The organism is Methanoculleus sp., assembly GCF_035363275.1.
Lineage (GTDB): Archaea > Halobacteriota > Methanomicrobia > Methanomicrobiales > Methanoculleaceae > Methanoculleus.
This window is the reverse complement of sequence record NZ_DAOSET010000013.1, coordinates 15,258-35,452: the sequence shown is the minus strand read 5'-3', so window position 1 is coordinate 35,452 and position 20,195 is coordinate 15,258. Positions and strand designations below refer to the sequence as shown.

Here is a 20,195-nt window from a genome sequence, read left to right as displayed (position 1 = left end):
ATAGATCAGCGAGAGAGGTAACCTCCTCGCACGACCGTCCCCTGCCGGGAGGCACCGTCAGAGCGCCTGCAGTGAGGACTGGTGAGAACAGCACGCAGAAGCGATACCACCTGAATCGAGAAGATCGGATACCGTCGAAACAGAACCGGGAGATCCGTCATAATCATGCCCTGACAGGTATCCGGGGCAGGCCCGGGTGTGGCCGGGCCGCTGCCCGCACAGCACCAGAACGTCCTTCCTATCTCAACGCTGATCCCGGGCGAACCCCGCCAGATGATTGGTCCCACAAGATTCCGCGGGGGATCCGACCCCGGAATCGTAGCGCGGGACAAGCCCTCTCCTGAGTTGCACTAAATTCATGATTGACCCTTCGAAACAACTACTCCGATAAAATAAATCGTTTATAGCGAGGAGAGACGTGAACTGCACAACAACGTATACCACAGGGTCCCGTCGCGGCCCCGATGACCCGGTGTGCCGGAGGCCGGCCAGCGGGAACCGTTCCTGCAAGGAACCAGTTTTTGAGGAGACCGACCAGGTCTGGACCGAGGCCGGGTTTCTCCCGCCCGCAGATTACCGGCGGCTCGTGGCTCTGCTCCACCGTCTTGCCATGGAAGAAGAGGCCACAGCATCCCTGCTCTCGTCCGTCCTGACGGCAGCGGCGGTGAAGTCCGGTGATGCGGGCCGCGGCTACAGGATCCTCGACCCCGTGAAACTCCGGCGTACCGCCGAGGAGTACGGGATCGGAACCGCCCCCGGAGACGAGATCGGGATCGCCCGCGCCGTGACGCTCGCTATCATCGGTGAGTACGGGACAGGCATGACGGAGGGGCCTGCATGAAGAACCCCTACGAGTGGCTTGCAAACGCCATCAACAACCACACCTGGACCGTCGCCGGGGTTGCCGTGGCCGTCTTCGTCCTGGCGCTCTTCGGGCTCACGATGGTGACGATGGAGACCGGCGACGACACCTACATCGACAAAGACACTCCCCGCGGCGCTCTCCTCGCCCACTACAAAGATACCTACGGCTCCGACGCGATCATGCTCATCTACGAGGCCGACAGCGTCAGGAACCCCGATGCACTCAGGTACATCGACCGTCTCCAGGAAGACCTCAGGAACGAGCGTTACGTCGACGAAGTCTCCGGCGTCGTCGATCTTTTGAAACAGGCGAACGGCGGCACCCTGCCGCCGTCCATGGCGGAGATCAACACGATCATCGAGATGGCCCCGCCGGAGATGGTCGAGCGGGTGCTGCCCTCGGACATGATGACGATCAGCGTCATTGCCCTCGAACCGGGCGTCTCTACGCAGGTCCAGGGGCAGGTCCTCGAAAACATCGAGACCATCATCAGTATATCAGAGCCCCCGCCGGGCGTCTCGGTCACGGTCTCGGGGACCCCGGCGTTCTCAAAGGAGATGGGCGAGGCGATGGGGGCAGAGATGGGCACGCTGATCCTTGTGGCCATGATCTTCATGACCATCGCGGTGATGCTCCTCTTCTCCCACGTCCGCTACCGCCTCCTCCCCATCGGGGTCGTGGCCGTCGGGCTCATCCTGACCTTCGGGTTCATGGGCATCTTCGGCATCCCGGTCAGCATGGTAGTGATTGCGGCGTTCCCGGTGCTGATCGGGGTCGGGATCGACTACGCGATCCAGTTTCAGGCCCGGTTCGATGAGGAGGCACGGCACTCCCCCCTCCCGGAGGCCGTATGGACCACCATCACGCAGATGGGGCCGTCGATCCTGATCGCGATGACGGCGACGGCGCTCGGGTTCATCGCGATGTTTTTTACACCGGTGCCGATGATAGCCGACTTCGGGAAGGTCTGCGCCATCGGGGTGGCCTCCTGTTACGTTGCGGCGCTCATCATCATCCCGGTCGTTGGACTCATCACGAACTACCGGCCGAAGAACGAGACGCAGACGGTCAACCCCGCCCCGGGGACCGGGCATTCTCTCGTTCTCCGGTATGAGCACTTCATCGGGAAGATGGCCTATACCGTTGCAAAACGCCCGCTTCCCGTTCTCCTGGTCTTCGCCATCGTTGCAGCAGGCGGGTACTACCTCGACGAGAAGGTCCCCATCAGCGCAGACGAGAAGACCTTCGTTCCCGACACGATGCCCGCCCTCCAGGACATGGAGAAGATCACCCGGACGATGGGAGCGACGAGCACCGTTCCGGTCATCGTGACCGCAGACGATGTCCTCTCCCCGGAGATGCTCGCCTGGATCGACCGTTTCGGGACGTATGAGGTCGAACAGAACGACAAGATGACCGGGGTTACGAGCATCGCAACCCTGATCCGGGACTACAACGGCGGAGTCCTGCCCGAAACAAGTGCGGAGGCTGACGCCGTCGTCGCCCGGATCCCGGCATCGACCCTGGAAAGTTATCTCAACGGGAATATGGAGGCGGCCCTCGAGTTCTCGACGGTCGCGATGGAAATGAACGCCATGAAGTCTTTCATCGAGGGGATCCGGAGCGACATAGCCTGGAACGATCCCCCCGCGGGCGCGACGGTGAGGATCACCGGCAGCGGAGAGATGTTCACCGCCCTCATGGACGATATCGCCGACTCCAAGACGTTCATGACCGTACTCGGGTTCGCCTTCATCCTCGGGTTCCTGCTCCTCGTCTACCGGAGAATCGGGGCCGTATCGCCGCTCGTCCCGATCGCCTTCGTCGTAGGCTGGTGCGGGGGGATCATGTACTTCCTCGGCCTCGACTACACGCCGCTGACCGCCGTCCTCGGATCGATGAGCATCGGCGTGGCCTCGGAGTATACCATCGTGATCATGGAGCGGTGCGAGGAGGAACTTGCAAAAGGCGTGGGTTACCTCGAAGCCATCCAGACCGCCGTTCAGAAGATCGGGATGGCCATCACGGTATCCGGGGTGGCGACGATCTCCGGGTTTGCGGCGCTCACCGTCTCGACGTTCAACATCATCAGCAACTTCGGGGTCGTGACGGTCATCACCATCGGGTTCTCGCTCGTGGGCGCGATCATCGCGCTGCCGGCGGTGCTCTCGATCATGTACCGCCACGCGGGGAGCCCCCGGGCTCAGGTTCAGGCAGGAGCCGGAGTCGCGGACTGATACCCCGGGCGCTGCACTTCACCCCCATAGGGAACACCGGGCTGCCTGCCGTCGGACCCCAGAACCCTATTTTTCTTCCGGCGTTGCCGGGAGAGGCCGGATCTGCCGTCGGTGCCCGCCAGGGAGCGTGGCGATGAGCCGCGCCTCTGCCTTTCGCAGGTGCTCGATTGCGGTGGCTTTGCTGATGCTCACTTTCTTCGCGAGCTGCTGGTTGTTGATCCTGCGGGGATTAGAGATCGGTATGGGAAGCGCACGCGAACCGGACTGTGATGTCTCTTTCTGCCGGGGGTTGCAGTAAGTTCATCTCCGGTCCCACAGAAACAGTACCCCAACAGATGAGCCACTTATAGCGAGGAGAGACGTGAGTTACATAATTCCCTGTAACACCGGATCTTGCCGGTGCTCTGATGAACAACGTCGATGCCCCGTACGTCCAGAGGGGTCATACGAGGAACCGTTTTTTGAGGAGACCAACCAGGTCCGGGCTGAAGTCGCCCACGCGGTAACCGTCGCGATCATCGGCGAGTACGGGACGAGCATGCCGGAGGAGCCCGCATGAAGAACCCCTATGAATGGCTTGCCGCCGCCATCAACAACCATACCTGGACCGTCGCCGGCATCGCCCTGGCCGTCTTCCTCGTGGCGTGCTTCGGACTCTCGCTGGTCTCGATGGAGACCGGCGACGACGCCTACCTCGACAAGACCACCCCGCGCGGCGCGCTCCTGAACCACTACGCCGAGACCTACGGTTCCGACGCGATCATGCTCCTCTACGAGACGGACAGTGTCCGGAGTCCCGAGATCCTCAGGTATATCGACCATCTCCAGGAGGATCTCAGGAACGAACGCTACGTCGATAGCGTCTCCGGCGTCGTCGATCTCCTGAAGCAGGCAAACGGCGGCACCCTGCCGTCGTCCAAAGCGGAGATCAACGTGATCATCGGCCAGGCTCCCCCGGAGATGGTTGAGAGGATGCTCCCCTCGGACCTGATGACGATCAGCGTCATCGCCCTTGAACCCGGCGTCACCATGGAGGCGCAGCAGCAGGTTGTCGGGAACATCAAGTCCATCGTCGCCATATCGGAGCCCCCGGCGGGGCTCACGGTCACGGTCTCGGGCAACCCTGCGTTCTCGCTGGAGATGGGCGAGGCGATGGGATCCGAGACGGGCATGCTGATCCTGGTGGCCATGATCCTGATGGTCTTCGCGGTGGTGTTCCTCTTCTCCCACGTCAGATACCGGCTTCTTCCGGTCGGGATCGTGGCCGTCGGGCTCATCATGACCTTCGGGCTCATGGGCCTCTTTGGTATTCCCATCAGCATGGTGGTGGTCGGGGCGTTCCCGGTGCTGATCGGGATCGGGATCGATTACGCGATCCAGCTCCACGCACGCTTCGACGAGGAGATCCGACGCGGCACGATACCCGAGGCCGTATGGGCCACCGTCACCCAGATGGGGCCGTCGATCCTGATCGCCATGTCGTCGACGGCGCTCGGGTTCATCGCGATGTTCTTTGCGCCGGTTCCGATGGTGGCCGACTTCGGAATGGTCTGCACCATCGGGGTCGTCTCCTGCTACGTCGCGGCGCTGATCGTCGTCCCGGTCTTTGCGATCGTCACCCGTTACCGGCCGAGGATGGAGGCTGCAGCCGCCGAGCCCACCCCCGAATCCGGGAGTTCCCTCATCGAGCGCTACGACCGCCTCCTCGGGCGGCTCGCCTACACCGTCGCAAAGTACCCGGTTCCGGTCATCCTGCTCTTTGCAATTGTGGCGGCAGGAGGGTTCTACCTCGACCAGAGCGTCCCCGTCAGCGCAGACGAGAAGACCTTCGTTCCCGGCGATATGCCTGCCCTGCTCTCTCTTGAGAAACTCACCCGGGTCATGGGGTCGACGAGCACCATCCCCGTCGTCGTGCTGGCGGACGACGTCCTCTCCCCGGAGACACTCATCTGGATAGATCAGTTCGGGGCCTACGAGCAGGAGCATAACGACAAGATCACCGGCGTCGCCAGCATCGCGACCCTGGTCAGGCAGTACAACAACGGAGTGCTCCCCGCAACCGAGCGGGAGGTTGATGGTGTCATTGCCCGGATTCCGGAGGCGACCCTGAAGCGTTACCTCAATGGAAACCTGGAGGCGGTGCTTGAGTTCTCGACGGTCGATATGGAGATGAGTGTCGCCCGCGACCAGGTCAGAAAGATACAGGACGATGTAGTGTGGAACAAACCGCCAGCCGGCGTGACCGTGAGGATCACCGGCCAGATGGAGATGTTTGCCGCCGTCATGGATGATATCAGTGATTCGAGGTCGTATATGACCGTGATCGGGTTCGCTTTCATCCTCGGCTTCCTGATCCTGGTCTATCGGAAGTTCGGCGCCGTCTCGCCGGTCATTCCGATCGTCTTCATCGTGGGCTGGAACGGGGCGATCATGTACCTCCTCGGTCTCGACTACACGCCGCTGACTGCCGTCCTCGGCTCTATGACGATCGGCGTCGCGTCCGAGTATACCATCCTGATCATGGAGCGGTGCGAGGAGGAACTCAGCCGGGGCACGGAGTTCCTCGACGCAATCCAGACCGCCGTCCAGAAGATCGGGACAGCCATCACGGTATCGGGGCTGACGACGGTCTTCGGGTTCTCGGCGCTCACGTTCTCGTCCTTCAATATCATCAGCAACTTCGGGATCGTGACGGTCATCACCGTCGGGTTCTCGCTCATAGGCGCGATCGTCGTCATGCCGGCGGTCCTCGCCCTGATGTACCGTTATACCGGGCGCTCCCGGATCCCGGCGGCTGCGGGGATCGCGGAGTAGATCCTCCCGCTACCGGAATGGCAGGGGTTCCGGCCGCGGAGCCCCGGACGCCGGGGAGGGGGCGGGCTCATCAAACTTTATATAGTACCTGCCATATCCTTCCCCGGTGATATACCGTGGCAAATGGAGACCTCACGGCGCAGGTATTGGCGCCATTTGAGCCGGTTGAAGAACTGGCCCGTAACGTTATTCTGTTTCTACCAAACCTCATTGCAGCGATCGTTATCCTGATCATCGGCTGGATCCTCGGGCGAATTCTCGGCAGAGTCGTCTCCGAGGTTCTTGACCGCCTCGGTGTCGACGACGCGCTCCGGAAGACATCGGTCGGCCAGCAGATTGAGCGGTCAGGAACAAACATAAGTCGCCTCTTCGATCTCATCGTCCGCTGGTTCATCTATCTTATCGCTATCCTTGCAGCAGTCAGCGTTCTGCAGATTCCGGCGCTCACACTGGCTGTCGCAGCAATCGTGGCCTACATCCCGAACATCCTCGCGTTCATCATCATCCTGGTCGCTGGATTCATCCTGATCGACTGGCTGATCGACCTCCTCACGCACATGGGAGAGACGCAGCAGATCCAGGGCTTCGGATTGATCGCGATGTTGCTCCGGGCATTTCTCTACTTCGTCGTCGCCATCCTCGCGCTCCAGCAACTCCTGCTCGACCTCTCGATCATCTATGTCTTCGTCGTCCCGATCGCATGGGGAGTCGGGCTCGGCCTCGGTGCGGCGATCGCCATCATCATCGGGTTTGGCCTCCGTGACCGGGCGCCGGAGATGATGGACCGGCTGATGGGCAGGATGAGAAGAGAATAACCTTTTTTTTATGGCGGGTCAGAGTCCGCCGTACTTCCGCACATGCTCCCGGGCCCGGCGGCGGGGTTCGTCGTCGCCGGCGGGGGCGGTCCGGCCGTAGTGCCGCCGGTCCTTCCCCACCGGACAGACCCTGATGCAGATCCCGCAGGGGGAGATGTGGCGCCGGGCGAGATCGGCGCTGTTTGCGGCACAGGCCGCTTTATCGGTGAGGCCTTCGGGGTAGTCCCGCTCGTCGAGCGCGCCCGTGGGGCAGGCCTCGACGCAGAGCATGCACCGGGTGCAGAGGTCCTCCGCGAGCAGGGGGTCGGGCGGGAGGTCCGCGGCGGAAAAGACCGAACCGAACCGGACCCGGGGCCCATACTCGGGGGTGAGGAGGGTGTTGTTCACGCCGAAGGTCCCGAGCCCGGCGAGGAACGCGGCGTGCCGGTGTGAGAAGAAGGCAACGGGGTTCTTTTTGAGCACCTCGACGCTTCCGTAGCCGTCACGGGGGACGAAGACCGAGGGGTAGCCCTCGTCGTTGAGGAAGGTGGTGAGCCGGTAGGTATACTGGTCGAGCAGGGTGTTGACGGTCTTATACAGTTCGTGGTAATAGATCGAGGGAGAGGTCTCGAGCACCGGGAGGTGGACGGGAAGGCCGATGACGATCACCGACCGTGCTTCGGGAAAGATCGACTGCGGGTAGAACTCTTCCGGCATCCAGGGCAGGAACGGCGGGTGCTCCCACCGTTCCGTGCTCGCGACCCCGACGAGGGGGATCTCCATCCGCCGGCACCGCTCGAGGAGGGCTGCCTTCAGGTCGTCGTTCATCATCGATCTCTTGCGCCCGGCAGGAGAAAAGGTTCACCCCGGGCGGAGGGGATCAGTCGACGTATTCCCCCGGCACCCACCGCTCACCGTCCCGGTAGAACTCCTTCTTCCAGATCGGGACGGTCTGCTTGAGCCGGTCGATGATGTATTCACAGGCAGCGAATGCCTCTTTCCGGTGCCCGGCGCCGACGACGATGAGGAGAATGGTCTCACCGACCGAAAGAGTGCCCACACGGTGGACGATATCCACCGATTCGATCGGGTATTTCTGCATCGCCTCGTCGCGGATAGCCGCCAGTTCACGGACCGCGACCTCTTCGTAGACCTCCAGTTCCATCCGCTCCACCCCGCTGTCGTCCCTGACGACGCCGCAGAAGGTGACCAGAGCGCCCATGCCCGGCCTCTTCGCCGCCTCGATCATCGCGCCCGCGTCGATCACATCCCTGGTAATGCCAATCATGGCCTTATACCCCCTCATCCGCCCGCGACCGGCGGGAAGAGGGCGACCTCGTCCCCGTCCGCGAGGGCATCGGAGTCGTCTCTCTTCACCCGCTTCCCGTTTCGCATCAGGACGACATGCGTCCTGAGCGCCCCGGCCTCGTCGAAGATTGCATCGCTTTCGTCCCCGGCACGGTCCCGGAGCGCGGCGAGAACCGCTGCCATCGTCGCCCCGTCGGGGACCTCGATAGCGAGGTCGCTCCCGAGGATCTCCCGGAACCGGGCGAACGCCTTCACCCGGATCTTCATGGCCGCATCTCCCCGCCGCAGACGGGGCAGTCCGGCCGCGGTTCTACGGTAAACGTCTCAAGCGTCGCCGCAAGCCCGTCCCAGATGAGGAGCCGGCCGGCGAGGAGGTCCCCGGCACCGGTGATATACTTGATCGCCTCGTTCGCCTGGATGAGGCCGATGATCCCCGGCGTCGTCCCGACGACCGGGAAGACCTCGGCCGGCGGGGCCTCCGGGAAGATGCACTCGAGGCAGGCCGTCCGGCCGGGGACGATCGTCGCCACCTGGCCGTCGAATCCCCGGATGGCACCATGGATAAGCGGCACGCCGGATCGGAGCGCCTCCCGGTTCAGGAGGTAGCGGGTGGGAAAGTTGTCCATCGCGTCCACGATCAGGTCGGCACCGGTGACCATGTCCCGGGCGTTCGTCTCGTCGATAGTCGTCGCAACGGCCTTGATGCGGATATCCGGGTTTGCCTCCCGGAGTTTCGCCTCTGCGGACCGGACCTTCGGCATGCCGAGATCCTTCTCCCAGTGGAGGACCTGCCGGTTCAGGTTGGTCCGGTCCACAGTATCCCGGTCCACAAGGCGGATCTCCCCGACACCGGCGACGGCAAGATAGAGGGCGATCGGGCAGCCGAGACCACCTGCTCCGGCGATGAAGACCTTCGCCTTCTTCAGCCGCTCCTGCCCTTCCTCGCCGAAGAGGAGGATCTGCCGGGCGTAACGTTCCCGTTCCTGCTCGGTGAGCATACGGTTATCCTCCGCTCGCCTCAGGCGCACCCTGCCGCGCCCGGTAGTCGTCGATCGCCTTGTGGATCCCTTCTTCGGCGAGGACCGAGCAGTGGAGTTTCTGGGGAGGCAGCCCCTCCAGCGCCTCGGCGACCGCCCGGTTGGTGACCGCCAGCGCCTCGTCGAGGGTCTTTCCCCGGATCAGTTCTGTGGCCATCGAACTCGACGCGATGGCGGCGGCGCACCCGAAGGTCTTGAATTTCGCATCCACGATCCGGTCATCTTCGATCCGGAGGGTTATCCGCATGATGTCGCCGCAGGTCGGGTTTCCGACCTCGCCGACACCGTTCGCATCCGGGATCTCCCCCATGTTGCGGGGGTTCATAAAATGGTCCATAACCTGTTCGCTGTACATTATGATCACTCGTTAACGTTCCGGGGTGAGCGGCGAGATCTCCCGCAGCCGCCCGATGATGCCGGGCAGCACTTCGAGGACGTAGTCGACGTCCTCCTCGGTGTTCCGGTGGCCGAGGGTGAGCCGGAGCGAGCCGTGGGCGTGTTCGGGCGGAAGGCCGCAGGCCGTGAGGACGTGCGAGGGCTCAAGCGACGCCGAGGTGCAGGCGCTCCCGGTCGAGGCCGCGATGCCGAGGGCGTCGAGCATGAGCAGGATCGACTCCCCCTCGACGTAGCGGAACGCGACGTTGACGTTGTTTGCGAGCCGCTCGGTCGGGTGGCCGTTCAGCCGGGTATCCGGGACGGCGTCGAGGATCCCCCGGATCAGCCGATCGCGCATCGCGGCGAGCCGGGGGGCGTTCTGCGGCATCTCGCCGACCGCAAGCTCGATCGCGCGCCCCATCCCCACGATCCCGGGGACGTTCTCGGTCCCGGCCCGGCGGCCGCGCTCCTGCGCCCCGCCGTCCATGAACGTCCCGATCCGGGTTTTCCGTCGGATATACAGCGCTCCCGTCCCCTTCGGCCCGCCGAACTTGTGGGCGGATATGGCGAGGAGGTCGGCCCCCATCGCATCCACGTCGACCGGGATTGCCCCGATCGCCTGAACGGCGTCGGTGTGGAACAGGACGCCGTGGTCGTGTGCTATCTCGCTGATCGCCGCCACGGGCTGGACCGTCCCGATCTCGTTGTTTGCCGCCATCACCGAGACGAGGATGGTCTTATCGGTGATCGCCTCCTCGACGGCTCCCGGTTCAACCCGGCCGAACTCGTCGACCGGGAGGTAGGTGACCCGGTAGCCCTGCTTCTCGAGGGCCCGGCAGGGGTGGAGGACCGCGTGGTGCTCGATCGACGAGGTGACGATATGGTCGCCCTTCTTCCGGTTCGCCGCCGCCACCCCTTTGATCGCCCAGTTGTCGGCCTCCGTCCCCCCGGAGGTGAAGAAGACCTCTTCGGGTGCCGCGCCGATCGCCGCCGCCACTCGTCCCCGCGCCTCCTCGACCGCCTCCTTCGCCTCGCGGGCGAGGGCGTAGAGCGAGGAAGGGTTCCCGAACCGTTCCGAGAAGTAGGGGAGCATCGCGCGGGCGACCTCCGGCCGCGTCGGCGTCGTCGCCGCATGGTCCAGGTAGACCAACCGTCGCCCTCCGTCAGTCATGAGACTCACACCGTAATCCGGCCTTGCACAAAGGTATTTCTTCTCCAGGGACAAAGTTAACAATTGTTAACATCTCTGTTAGATCTGCTCCGGAACCATTAAACGTTGTGGTATGCGATGAAACTCCCCTGCCAGTTGATTGTATGGAACGTGTTGCCCGCGATCCGGGCTGCAATCGCCGAAGAACTGAACACCATGGGCGTTTCCCAGCTGGAGGCCGCCCGCCTTCTCGATATGACGCCCTCAGCGATCTCCCAGTACCGCACCGGGAAGCGGGGATACCGGATCGTCTTTGAGGGAAGGGTGAAAGAGTCGATCAACCGGCTGGCGCAGGACCTCGGTGCCGGCCAGGTGGATGACCTCGCTGCCAGGATATGCGAGATCTGTGGGCAGATCCGCGAAGAAAACGATCTGGAGGGTTCGTGTGCCAGGGAGACATAAGGAGGGAGCACCGGTGGAAGCGGAACGCGGCAGCAAAAAAGCGGTCATCAAAGCGCTCGAGGAGAAGGGAGAGGTACTGGTCGCCTGCTCCGGGGGCGTCGACAGTTCGCTCCTCGCCGCTCTGGCCGTCCGGGCGCTTGGGAAGGGCCGGGTCCGGTGCGTCCTCCTGGACTCGCCGCTCGTGCCGCGGCGGGAGATCGAAGAGGCAAAAGAGACCGTCGGGAGGCTGGATATCCCCCTGGAGGTCGTGGCGTTCCCGATTCTTGCGGATGAGATATTCCGGGCGAACCGGCCCGACAGGTGCTACACCTGCAAGAAAGCGTCCTCCCGCCTGCTGAAGGAACTGGCCCGGCGGGAAGGGATCGGCACGGTCGCAGACGGGACGAACGTCTCCGATCTCGGGACCTACCGCCCGGGGCTTGCCGCAAGCGACGAGGAAGGGATCTGCCATCCCCTTGCCGAGGCGGGTGCGGCGAAGAAGGATGTCCGCAGGATCGCCCGCGAGTGCGGGTTCCCGTTCTGGAACAAGCCCTCGGCAGCCTGTCTTGCCACCCGCATCCCCTACGGGGATGAGGTCACCGAAGAGGTGCTCGGCCGGATCGAGGCGGCCGAGGAGGCCCTGCAGGACCGGGGATTCGCCCAGGCGCGGGTCCGGGTCCACGGCGACGTCGCCCGGATCGAGGTGCCTCCCGACAACCTGGAACGGCTCTTCTCCATGCGCGACGAGGTGATGGCGGCGCTTCGCCGGATCGGCTTCACCTACGTCGCCCTGGACCTCGCCGGGTACCGGAGCGGAAGCATGGACGAGGTCCTATGACGATCAAGGACTGCAAGGCGGACTTCCCGATCACCCGGGACCTCATCTACCTGGATAGCGCCGCCACATCGCTCACCCCGAAACCGGTGGTCCAGGCGATGGTCGAGTACGACCTTCGCTACCGGGCGAACGTCGGGAGAGGCGTGCACCGGCTCGCCGCGGTCGCCACCCACCGCTACCGGGACGCCCGCGACGCCGTCAGGTCGTTCATCGGGGGAGAGGGCGGCACCCTCGCAATGACCCGGAACACCACCGAGGCGGTCGGGACGGTCGTCAACGGCCTCACCTGGCAGAAGGGCGACCGGGTGGTGACAACGCTCCTCGAACACCACTCCAACCTCCTCCCCTGGCTCCGGCTCCGCGAGCAGGGGGTCGCGGTGGAGGTCGTCCGGCCGGACGCCGGGGGCAGCCTCGACCTCGCCGACCTGGAAGCGGCCGTCCGCGACGAGACCCGGCTCGTCGCCGTCACCCATGCCTCAAACGTCCTCGGCACCGTCCTTCCCGTCCGCGAGATCGCCGGGATCTGCCGCGACCGGGGCGCACGGCTCCTCGTCGACGGCGCCCAGTCGGCCCCGCACCTCCCGGTCGACGTCGCCGCCATCGGGTGCGACTACTTCTGCTTCTCGGGCCACAAGATGCTCGGCCCGACCGGGACGGGCGGGCTCTGGATGCGCGAGCCGGACCTCGAACCGCTCTTTGTCGGCGGCGGTTCGATCGAGAGCGCGACGGCGGACGGCTACACCCTCGCTCCCGGCGAAGAGCGCTACGAGGCGGGAACGCCGCCGATCGCCGGCACCATCGGGCTTGCACGGGCCGCGGGGTATCTCCGGGGGATCGGGATGGAGGAGGTCCGGCGGCACGAGGAGCGGCTCTCTGCCCGGCTGATCGACGGGCTCGCGGCGCTTGATAGGGTTACAGTCGTGGGGGCGGATGCCGGGTCCGAGCGGATCGGCGTCGTCTCGTTCACGGTCGAGGGAATGCACCCGCACGAGGTGGCGCAGGTCCTCGACGAGGCATCCGCCGTCCTGGTCCGGTCGGGGCACCACTGCTGCCAGCCGCTCATGGAGCACCTCGGCCTCCCGAACGGGACGGTGCGGGCGAGCACCTATGTCTACACCACAACAGAGGAGATCGACATAATGCTGGCCACCGTCGAAGAACTTTCCCGGAGGGCGATCTGATGCTCTACCGGGAACTGCCGATCGTCAGAGTCGACGGCGAGATGTTCGCCCCGGCGACCCACCCCGTCGTCGAGGAGATGCCGCTTTCCGTGACCGTCAACGGGCGCCACGCCCTCACCGCCATGACGAGCCCTGCGATGCTCCGGGAGTTCGTCGTAGGATACCTCTACACGGAGCGGATCGTCAGGAAACTCGACGAGATCGAGTCGATCCGGATCGAGGGGAATACCGCGAGCGTCCTCACCAAAAACCCGTTCGCGATCCTCGTCTCGCACAAGACCGTCCTCTCCGGGTGCGGCGGGAGCACCTCATTCCTCGATGCCGGACGCCTCCCCGCTATCCGGTCCGACCTCATCCTCTTGCCCGAAGCGATCCGGGCGGCGACGAAGGAGACGCTCGACTCGGGCCTTCACCGGACCACCGGCGGCATCCACCTCGTCGGGCTCTTTGACGGAGAGGGGAAGGCGATCCGGATCGCCGAGGATATCGGCCGGCACAACGCGCTCGACCGGGTCATCGGCCACGGCCTTCTATCGGGGGTTGACTTTTCGCGGACGTTTGCAGTCAGCTCCGGCCGGATCTCCTCCGAGATGGTCAGGAAGTGCCTGGTCGCAAACATCCCGGTGATCGTCTCGCGGGGAGCGACGACCACCACCGCCGTCGAGGCCGCAGAGGCAGGCGGGCTCACGATCGTCGGGTTCGTGCGGAGCAAAAAGATGAATATCTATACCGGGCCGGAGCGGGTCCGCGGCGCATCGCAGGCGGCCGCCGGCGAATGACCGGAGGGCATCGGCCCGCCGGACACCAGGGGTATTCGGGGATCGGAGCGACTCCCGAAGGATGCCCGCTCAATGGGAATGGCCGCCACCGCCCCCTTCATGCTTCTCGCCGCCTTTCACATACCGGTAGAGATGGTGGGTGTAGACTACGAAATCGATGAACGCCTGCACATACGCGCGACCTGCTACGACGTCGTCCGGGTCATAATGCTTCTTCTCGATGACGGCATGAAAGCGGCGCTGCAGGTCTTCTCTCGCGACATCGAGGACGAACCTGATGACCTCGCCGGCATCACCGGTTTCTATCGCCTTCTCGGCGCGGGGAACCACAGGCCCCTCGTCAAGGCCTGCCGGTTTCAATCCGGTATAGGGCGCTCCCTCGCCTGCCCGGTGGAGCCTGATCGCGGTCTCGAAGAACCAGTCGTCGGCAAGGTCCTTTGCCCCCTCACCGAGCTTCCGGACCTTCATCGTCCGCTCGAACGCGTCGGCCAGTTCTCTCTCCGATTCCTTCGGCACCCAGATGAGAACGTAATTCACATTTCCCTTCTCCAGAGCCTTCTCTGCTGCCCTGACCACAGGGCCGTCCCGTGTATCACAATGCGGTGGCATCCGTAGACCTCCGTTGATCGGTTCGCTTAGATCCTGCGCAGCAATAAGGCTTCTCTGCTCGATTCGCCAGCAGGCGGGCCGGGCGGCATGCGTCTCACCGGACTTCCGGAGCCTGATACACGGGAACCCTGCGGCACCCGGTGCCGGAAGGAGAGCGGAGCAGCGGAGACATATGGAGGAGTGATTATAATATTCCCCGAGAGGCCGACGATCTTCTATCCTCCCTGCCCGAGCAGCCTGCAGACCTGGCAGACCTCGCCGCTCGTAAGTTCGCCGCATCTGCGGCAGGTAGAGAGCGCCTTCACCGGTTCCACGGAACGGGCCGACCGCCTGACCCCGTCGCGGAACCTTATTATGCGGAGCATCGTCCCCGGGTGGCGGTGCTCGAGCCCTGCAAGCATCGTGCGCACCTCCGACCGGAGCGCGGTCCCGGCGTAGGGGCACTCGGGCAGGTCGCGGAAGTAACCGCGGAGGAGGAGGTAGGTCACGATCTCCTTCTCGGAGAGGACGGCGAGCGGCTTTATCCGCGGAACAAAGTGACCCGGCTGTCCGGTCGAGGTGTCCTGGCGAAGGCGGGGGAGGTCGCCGCGGAGGACGTTCATCAGGACCGACTGCGCCTCGTCGTCGAGGTTATGGCCGGTGGCAAGCTTCGTCGCGCCGACCCGCTTCACCCCTTCGGCGAGCGCCCGCCTGCGCAGCACGCCGCAGACGGTGCAGCCCTGCGCCTCCCTGCCGACGAGCAGCCGATCAAGGTCTTTCCCGAAGAGGTCGGCGAACGTGACGATCACATGCTCGACGCCGAGCTCCGCCGTCAGAGCCTCCGCGGCCTTGAGGGTCTCTTCGCGGTAGCCCGCTATCCCTTCGTCGACGGTGACGGCGACGAGGGTCGCGCCGAGCGTGGGGAGGATGGGGTGGAGCAGCAGGAGCAGGGCGGTGCTGTCTTTTCCCCCGCTCAGGCCGACGGCGACCCGGTCGCCCGGCGCGACCATGCATTCGTCTTTCATGGCGGCAAAGACACGGGCTTCGGCGTCCTCGATGAAGTGGGCGGCGCAGAGCCGCCGCTCCGGCCCGGTAAGGCGGGCGACCGCGGGTTTGCCGCAGAAGGAGCACCGGTTCTCCGCCGAAGTCACCGCCTCACCCGCCGTGTGAGAACCGGACGATCCGGAGCTCGTCGCCTTCGGTCGCCGTCACGTCTTCGGGGACGATCCTGCCGTTCATTATGACGATCACGGTCGTCGGGTTGATCCCGAGCTCAAGGAGGATCTCTTCTATCGGTGCGGAGGCGCGGGAGAGCGTCCGCACGCTCCTGTCCGGGAGGATGATCTGCATGTGTCGTATAGTGTTGGTCCCGCCACCCCATAAATATCCTCAAGGATCGGGGGCAGAATGCGGCCGGATCTGCCGTAACAGTAAATAATATAAGGATCTCAGAAGAGATCCGTGTGCAGATTCACAATTGTTAATCTGTGCCCGGCAAGCCCGTGACGACGACCGGGAGGAGGAGAAGAGATGCACATCATGACACCCGAGGAGAAGGCATACCTCGTCAGCATAGGCTCGGCGAGCATCGACGAGGCCCTCGGTGCGAATCTCATTCCGACGACGGCGACGGCGGGTCCGGGCGCCGGAGGATCGTCGGTCTTCATCCGCTCCGGCGGCCGGCGGGTCAGGCTCTCCACCAACCCGGCATCGCCGCTCCGGGTCGTCCCGGACGGTGATGGGGTCGCCGTCGTCCACGACAAAGAGACGATCACGCGGGGCAGCATCGAGCGCCCGCTCTGCCACTGCCCGGAACAGGCCTACATCACCGTCAGCGAACGCTGCGTCCACGACTGTACGTTCTGCCCGGTGCCGAAACTCGACGGGGCGATCAAGAACACGAAGACGGTCGCGAGAATGGTCGAAGAGGCCAATGCCGGCGGGAGCCTCTCTGCGATCTCCCTCACGAGCGGTGTCGCGGAATCGCCGGAGCGGGAGGTGGAGCGGGTGGCGGCCGTGGTGAGGGCGCTCCGGGCGCGGTTCGACCTCCCGATCGGGGTCTCGGTCTACCCGACCGCGGCCTCGACCGCGATCCTCCGCGCCGCCGGTGCCGATGAGGTCAAGTACAACGTCGAGACGATGGACCCGGGTGTCTTCCGCGCGGTCTGCCCCGGCCTCTCCCTTCCGTTCATCCTCGACGCGCTCGCAGGGGCGGTGGAGGTCTTCGGGAGGAACGCCGTCTTCTCGAACTTCATCATCGGTCTCGGTGAAGAGGACAGCATGGTCAGGGACGGCGTCGCCTACCTCGCAGAACTGGGTGTCATCCCCATCCTCCGGCCGATCTCCGCATCGCCCCTCCGGGCAGGCGAGATCGCCGTCGAGCGTCCGTCGGCGGAGCGGCTTCTTGGGCTCGCGGCGATGACCCGCGATATCCTGGAGCAGAACGGTCTTGACCCGCGGCGGGCGAGGACGATGTGCCTCCCCTGCACCGGGTGCGACCTCACGCCGTTTCGGGACGTGTGAGACGGGCCGCGAGGGTGTTTACCGGCCCCGCCCGCACAGCCGCTTCCCCTTCGCGGTAAGGACGTACCGCACCGGAAGATCGGCCGCACCCCCGCACCCGCAACCGCCGGAACAGCACCTGCACCGGCCCGGGACGGTCTCGCAGGGCCGTTCGCAGGCGATATAGCCGAGCCGCTCCATCAGCGCGAGCCGGTCAAGCAGCGACTCCCGTGATATGCCGAGTTCCATAGCAAGCGATGGGAGCGTGAACGCCCCCGCACCGATCCGTTCAAGGATGCTCTGCATCATGCCGTTGCAAGCCCCCGGAAGAACGCCCTGCACCACGCGAGGAACCCTGCGGCTCCTATGACGGCAAGGTAGACGGCCGGTGTGAGCGCATCCGCGACCGACCATGCCTCCCCTGCGATGGCCGCTTCGAGTGCCCCCGCTCCGGCCGCAAGGAGCGTGACTGCCCCGAATGCGACCGAGAGCAGGGTGCCCACGTTGACGAACCCGATCCCGTCATCGAGCCCCCGTGCGAGGTTCCGCACACCCGTCAGCAGAACGGCGCCGATAACGAGCAGGACGAATCCCCCAAAGAGGGAGGCCGGGACGAACGGGACGGCCGGACCGGTGAGGGCGGCGACGATCTGGAGCGTACCGAAGACAGCGTAGAGCGCCCCGAGCACCGCTCCGAATACTCCCTGTACCATATTGTTCATGTTATGCACCTCCAATGAAGGACGGGGCGATCCGCCCGACGATCAGTGCCAGCAGCCAGGCGAGGACGAGGCCGTACGCCACCGAAAAGCCGGCCCATTTCCACGATCCCGTCTCTTTCCGGATGGTCGCGATCGTTGCGAGGCACGGCGTATAGAGCAGCACGAAGACCATCAGGGCGAGCGCTGTCGCCGCCGAGAGGCCGGGGTCGGCGAGGAACGCCGTCGAGAGGGCGTCTCCCTCCTCCCCGGCCCCGTAGAGCACGCCGAGCGATCCGACGACGACCTCTTTTGCCACGAATCCGAAGAGCAGCGCGACCGCGATCTTCCAGTCAAACCCGAGCGGCGCGACGAGCGGCTCGAGCAGGTGGCCGAGAGCGCCCGCAAGGCTCGCGCTGCTTCCGTACTCGACGCCGAACGGGAACGATGCCAGGCACCAGAGAACGAGCGCCCCGGCAAGGATGATCGTCCCAGCTTTGCGGACATACATCACCCCTCTGCTCCACGTGTGGAGCAGGCTCGTCCCTGCTGTCGGGAGCCGGTAGGGCGGCATCTCCATGATGAAGGGGGACGATTCTCCCGGCAGGATCGTGTGCCGGAAGAGTTTTGCCGACCCGATGGCGGCGGCGATGCCGAGGACGTAGAGGAGGAAGACGACGACGCCCGCTGCCGCTCCGAAGAATGCGCCGGCAAAGAGGATGTATACCGGAAGCCTCGCACTGCAGGATATGAACGGGTTTACCAGGATCGTGATCAACCGGTCTCTCTCGCCCTCGATCGTCCGGGCCGCCATGATCCCGGGGACGTTGCACCCGAACCCGATCAGCATCGGGATGAACGCCTTCCCCGGCAGCCCGATGGCGTACATGAGCCGGTCCATGATGAACGCGGCCCGCGCCAGGTAGCCGGTGTCCTCGAGGAACGAGAGGATCAGGAAGAGGATGAAGATGTTCGGGACGAAGACGAGGACGGACCCGACACCGCCGATGATCCCGTCGCCGACGAGCGATGCAAGCCATGCGGGCCCGATCGATCCGGCCACGGCCGCCGAAAGCCGGGCAAGCCCGGCCTCGATCAGGGCGACAAAGGGCGCTGCGACCGCAAACGTCAGCTCGAACGTCCCCCACATCAGGGCGAGGAAGATCGGGATGCCGAGGTACCGGTCCGTGACGACACGGTCGACCATCTCCGAGACGTTCATGCCCCGGGCACCGGCGGTGCGCACCTGCGGCAGGACGGCGGCGATCACGTCATAACGCCTGTCCGCCATCGCGGCCTCGCACTCGTCGGGGTCGATTGTAGAGAGGAGGGCCTGCACCCGGGGAGAGACAGGGCTCTCCCGGACTTTAGCGAGGGCGTTCTCGTCCCCCTCGAGGAGCCTGGCCGCGAGCCAGCGGAGAGGATACCGTTCTGCAAGATCTTTATCGGCTTCGAGGACGCCGACCAGTGACGCGATCATCGCCTCCACATCGTTCCTGTACCCGACGGTGTGCTCGTGGTGCGGCGGCGTCTCCGCCTCCCGGACTGCAGCGTCGAGGAGGTCGTCGAGCCCCTCGCCCCGGATTCCGACCGTCCGCACGACGGGGATCGCAAGGAGGGCCGAGAGCCTCTCCCGGTCGATGGCGCATCCCCCGGCCTCGGCCGCATCGGCCATGTTCAGGGCGATGACGACCGGAACCCCGAGTTCGGCTATCTGGGTCGTCAGGTAGAGGTTCCGCTCGAGGTTCGTCGCGTCCACGACCTGGACGACGACGTCCGGCCTCTCCTCGAGGATATAGTCCCGCGCGACGACCTCGTCCGCGGAGCAGGCGGTCAGGCTGTAGGTTCCCGGGAGGTCGATCACCTCGATGGCATGGCCGCTCCGGTTGATCCGGCCGGTCTTCTTCTCGACCGTGACGCCCGGCCAGTTCCCGACGTGCTGGCGGGACCCGGTGAGCGCGTTAAAAAGCGTCGTTTTGCCGACGTTGGGGTTGCCGGCGAGTGCAACCCGGATTCCGGTCATGCAGCCTCCTTCACCAGGATCTTCATCGCTATCCCCCGCGAGAGGGCGTACCGGGCGTCGCCGACCGAGACGATGAGCGAGCCCCGGTCGGCGCACTGCACCCGCACCCGTGCGTCGGGGCAGAGCCCCAGCCCGGCGAGGCGGAGCCGCATCCCCTTGCCGGCCCTGACGTCGGCGATCGTCGCCTCGGTCCCGGCAGCGAGGAGGGCGAGCGGGCAGACGGCTCCCATCATTCCTCCTCCGGGACGACCTCGATCTGGCCCGCCTCGGCACGCCGCAGCGAGAGGGCGTATCCTTTCACCCGGTACTCGACGGGATCGCCGAGCGGTGCGGCCCTGACGGCCTCCACATCCGCCCCGGGCACCATGCCCATGGCGAGCAGCCGTTTCCGGAGCGCCCCGGAAGCGCGGATGCCGACGATGCGGCACCGGCAGGCAGGGCCGATACAATCGAGGGTGGTTACCGCTCCACGTAGCGGGGCGTTTTGATCCGATGGTTCCATGGATCCTGCTCTCTTGTTTGGTCGGGATAATCTCGCGCCGAAATTGTTTCGGTGCCGGCACAA

At 64.9% G+C, this 20,195-nt stretch carries 24 protein-coding genes; 9 read left to right on the top strand and 15 right to left on the bottom strand.

The genetic code is table 11. The annotated features are described in order from the left end of the window. The first annotated feature begins 418 nt into the window (after nucleotides 1-418). Entirely contained in the window at nucleotides 419-841 is a 423-nt protein-coding gene (locus tag PLN84_RS04210; RefSeq protein ID WP_292382622.1) for a hypothetical protein, read from the top strand. After that, nucleotides 838-3,102, top strand: coding sequence for a hydrophobe/amphiphile efflux-3 (HAE3) family transporter (locus tag PLN84_RS04205; protein ID WP_292382623.1), 2,265 nt, complete (start codon nucleotides 838-840; stop codon nucleotides 3,100-3,102). The genes PLN84_RS04210 and PLN84_RS04205 overlap by 4 nt, the downstream gene beginning before the upstream one ends. A gap of 66 nt (nucleotides 3,103-3,168) precedes the next feature. On the opposite strand, the gene PLN84_RS04200 is transcribed toward PLN84_RS04205, so the two are convergent. Further along, complete coding sequence (locus tag PLN84_RS04200) at nucleotides 3,169-3,321, bottom strand: helix-turn-helix domain-containing protein (protein WP_292382768.1); 153 nt, start codon at nucleotides 3,319-3,321, stop codon at nucleotides 3,169-3,171. A 336-nt stretch (nucleotides 3,322-3,657) separates the two neighbouring features. Here PLN84_RS04200 and PLN84_RS04195 point away from each other — a divergent pair, with 336 nt between their 5' ends. Next, nucleotides 3,658-5,916, top strand: a complete 2,259-nt coding sequence (locus PLN84_RS04195) for a hydrophobe/amphiphile efflux-3 (HAE3) family transporter (protein WP_292382625.1) — start codon at nucleotides 3,658-3,660, stop codon at nucleotides 5,914-5,916. A gap of 116 nt (nucleotides 5,917-6,032) precedes the next feature. After that, nucleotides 6,033-6,731 (top strand): hypothetical protein, encoded by a 699-nt coding sequence (locus tag PLN84_RS04190; RefSeq protein WP_292558737.1) that lies wholly within the window; start codon nucleotides 6,033-6,035, stop codon nucleotides 6,729-6,731. 18 nt (nucleotides 6,732-6,749) lie between these two features. Here the strand turns inward: PLN84_RS04190 and PLN84_RS04185 are convergent, their stop codons facing one another. The 6 genes from PLN84_RS04185 to nifS are packed head-to-tail and all read right to left on the bottom strand — an operon-like array spanning nucleotide 6,750 to nucleotide 10,601. Next, on the bottom strand, nucleotides 6,750-7,538 hold the full coding sequence (locus PLN84_RS04185) for a 4Fe-4S binding protein (protein ID WP_292558742.1): 789 nt from the start codon (nucleotides 7,536-7,538) through the stop codon (nucleotides 6,750-6,752). A gap of 52 nt (nucleotides 7,539-7,590) precedes the next feature. Then, on the bottom strand, nucleotides 7,591-7,998 hold the full coding sequence (locus tag PLN84_RS04180) for a molybdenum cofactor biosynthesis protein MoaE (RefSeq protein WP_292382628.1): 408 nt from the start codon (nucleotides 7,996-7,998) through the stop codon (nucleotides 7,591-7,593). A 14-nt stretch (nucleotides 7,999-8,012) separates the two neighbouring features. Beyond that, nucleotides 8,013-8,285: a ubiquitin-like small modifier protein 1 gene (locus PLN84_RS04175; RefSeq protein WP_292382630.1), complete on the bottom strand. Its 273-nt coding sequence runs from the start codon at nucleotides 8,283-8,285 to the stop codon at nucleotides 8,013-8,015. Further along, the gene (locus tag PLN84_RS04170; protein ID WP_292382631.1) at nucleotides 8,282-9,016 is read right to left on the bottom strand and encodes a HesA/MoeB/ThiF family protein; all 735 of its coding nucleotides are present in this window, start codon (nucleotides 9,014-9,016) and stop codon (nucleotides 8,282-8,284) included. Before PLN84_RS04170 ends, PLN84_RS04175 begins: the two co-directional genes overlap by 4 nt. Before the next feature lie 4 nt (nucleotides 9,017-9,020). After that, a complete protein-coding gene (nifU, locus tag PLN84_RS04165) occupies nucleotides 9,021-9,410 on the bottom strand; it encodes a Fe-S cluster assembly scaffold protein NifU (RefSeq protein WP_292382632.1) in 390 nt (129 codons plus the stop codon). A 12-nt stretch (nucleotides 9,411-9,422) separates the two neighbouring features. Beyond that, complete coding sequence (gene nifS / locus PLN84_RS04160; RefSeq protein ID WP_292382772.1) at nucleotides 9,423-10,601, bottom strand: cysteine desulfurase NifS; 1,179 nt, start codon at nucleotides 10,599-10,601, stop codon at nucleotides 9,423-9,425. 117 nt (nucleotides 10,602-10,718) lie between these two features. Between nifS and PLN84_RS04155 the strand changes: the two genes are divergently transcribed. The 4 genes from PLN84_RS04155 to fdhD are packed head-to-tail and all read left to right on the top strand — an operon-like array spanning nucleotide 10,719 to nucleotide 13,819. Then, complete coding sequence (locus PLN84_RS04155; protein ID WP_292382633.1) at nucleotides 10,719-11,042, top strand: transcriptional regulator; 324 nt, start codon at nucleotides 10,719-10,721, stop codon at nucleotides 11,040-11,042. Nucleotides 11,043-11,055: 13 nt separating this feature from the next. Continuing rightward, entirely contained in the window at nucleotides 11,056-11,859 is an 804-nt protein-coding gene (larE, locus tag PLN84_RS04150; protein WP_292382635.1) for an ATP-dependent sacrificial sulfur transferase LarE, read from the top strand. After that, entirely contained in the window at nucleotides 11,856-13,040 is a 1,185-nt protein-coding gene (locus tag PLN84_RS04145) for a cysteine desulfurase (protein ID WP_292382636.1), read from the top strand. Before larE ends, PLN84_RS04145 begins: the two co-directional genes overlap by 4 nt. After that, the gene (fdhD, locus tag PLN84_RS04140) at nucleotides 13,040-13,819 is read left to right on the top strand and encodes a formate dehydrogenase accessory sulfurtransferase FdhD (RefSeq protein ID WP_292558735.1); all 780 of its coding nucleotides are present in this window, start codon (nucleotides 13,040-13,042) and stop codon (nucleotides 13,817-13,819) included. Before PLN84_RS04145 ends, fdhD begins: the two co-directional genes overlap by 1 nt. Before the next feature lie 69 nt (nucleotides 13,820-13,888). On the opposite strand, the gene PLN84_RS04135 is transcribed toward fdhD, so the two are convergent. The 3 genes from PLN84_RS04135 to PLN84_RS04125 all read right to left on the bottom strand — a co-directional run bounded on the left by PLN84_RS04135 (nucleotide 13,889) and on the right by PLN84_RS04125 (nucleotide 15,757). Next, a complete protein-coding gene (locus tag PLN84_RS04135; RefSeq protein ID WP_348531928.1) occupies nucleotides 13,889-14,395 on the bottom strand; it encodes a DUF6448 family protein in 507 nt (168 codons plus the stop codon). A gap of 248 nt (nucleotides 14,396-14,643) precedes the next feature. Beyond that, a complete protein-coding gene (locus PLN84_RS04130) occupies nucleotides 14,644-15,558 on the bottom strand; it encodes a TIGR00269 family protein (RefSeq protein WP_292382642.1) in 915 nt (304 codons plus the stop codon). Between the two features lie 4 nt (nucleotides 15,559-15,562). After that, entirely contained in the window at nucleotides 15,563-15,757 is a 195-nt protein-coding gene (locus PLN84_RS04125; RefSeq protein ID WP_292382644.1) for a MoaD/ThiS family protein, read from the bottom strand. Nucleotides 15,758-15,937: 180 nt separating this feature from the next. Between PLN84_RS04125 and PLN84_RS04120 the strand changes: the two genes are divergently transcribed. Continuing rightward, a complete protein-coding gene (locus PLN84_RS04120; RefSeq protein WP_292382646.1) occupies nucleotides 15,938-16,930 on the top strand; it encodes a radical SAM protein in 993 nt (330 codons plus the stop codon). Nucleotides 16,931-16,948: 18 nt separating this feature from the next. Here PLN84_RS04120 and PLN84_RS04115 read toward each other — a convergent pair whose 3' ends face one another. Genes PLN84_RS04115 through PLN84_RS04095 form a run of 5 tightly spaced genes read right to left on the bottom strand, consistent with a single transcriptional unit; the run spans nucleotide 16,949 to nucleotide 20,132 of the window. Continuing rightward, nucleotides 16,949-17,218, bottom strand: coding sequence for a hypothetical protein (locus PLN84_RS04115; protein WP_292382647.1), 270 nt, complete (start codon nucleotides 17,216-17,218; stop codon nucleotides 16,949-16,951). Beyond that, entirely contained in the window at nucleotides 17,215-17,631 is a 417-nt protein-coding gene (locus PLN84_RS04110; RefSeq protein ID WP_292382649.1) for a hypothetical protein, read from the bottom strand. The genes PLN84_RS04115 and PLN84_RS04110 overlap by 4 nt, the downstream gene beginning before the upstream one ends. Nucleotide 17,632: 1 nt before the next feature. Further along, nucleotides 17,633-19,630, bottom strand: a complete 1,998-nt coding sequence (gene feoB / locus PLN84_RS04105; RefSeq protein WP_292382651.1) for a ferrous iron transport protein B — start codon at nucleotides 19,628-19,630, stop codon at nucleotides 17,633-17,635. Beyond that, nucleotides 19,627-19,863, bottom strand: a complete 237-nt coding sequence (locus PLN84_RS04100; protein WP_292382653.1) for a FeoA family protein — start codon at nucleotides 19,861-19,863, stop codon at nucleotides 19,627-19,629. Before PLN84_RS04100 ends, feoB begins: the two co-directional genes overlap by 4 nt. After that, a complete protein-coding gene (locus PLN84_RS04095; protein WP_292382655.1) occupies nucleotides 19,860-20,132 on the bottom strand; it encodes a ferrous iron transport protein A in 273 nt (90 codons plus the stop codon). The genes PLN84_RS04100 and PLN84_RS04095 overlap by 4 nt, the downstream gene beginning before the upstream one ends. Nucleotides 20,133-20,195 lie beyond the last annotated feature (63 nt).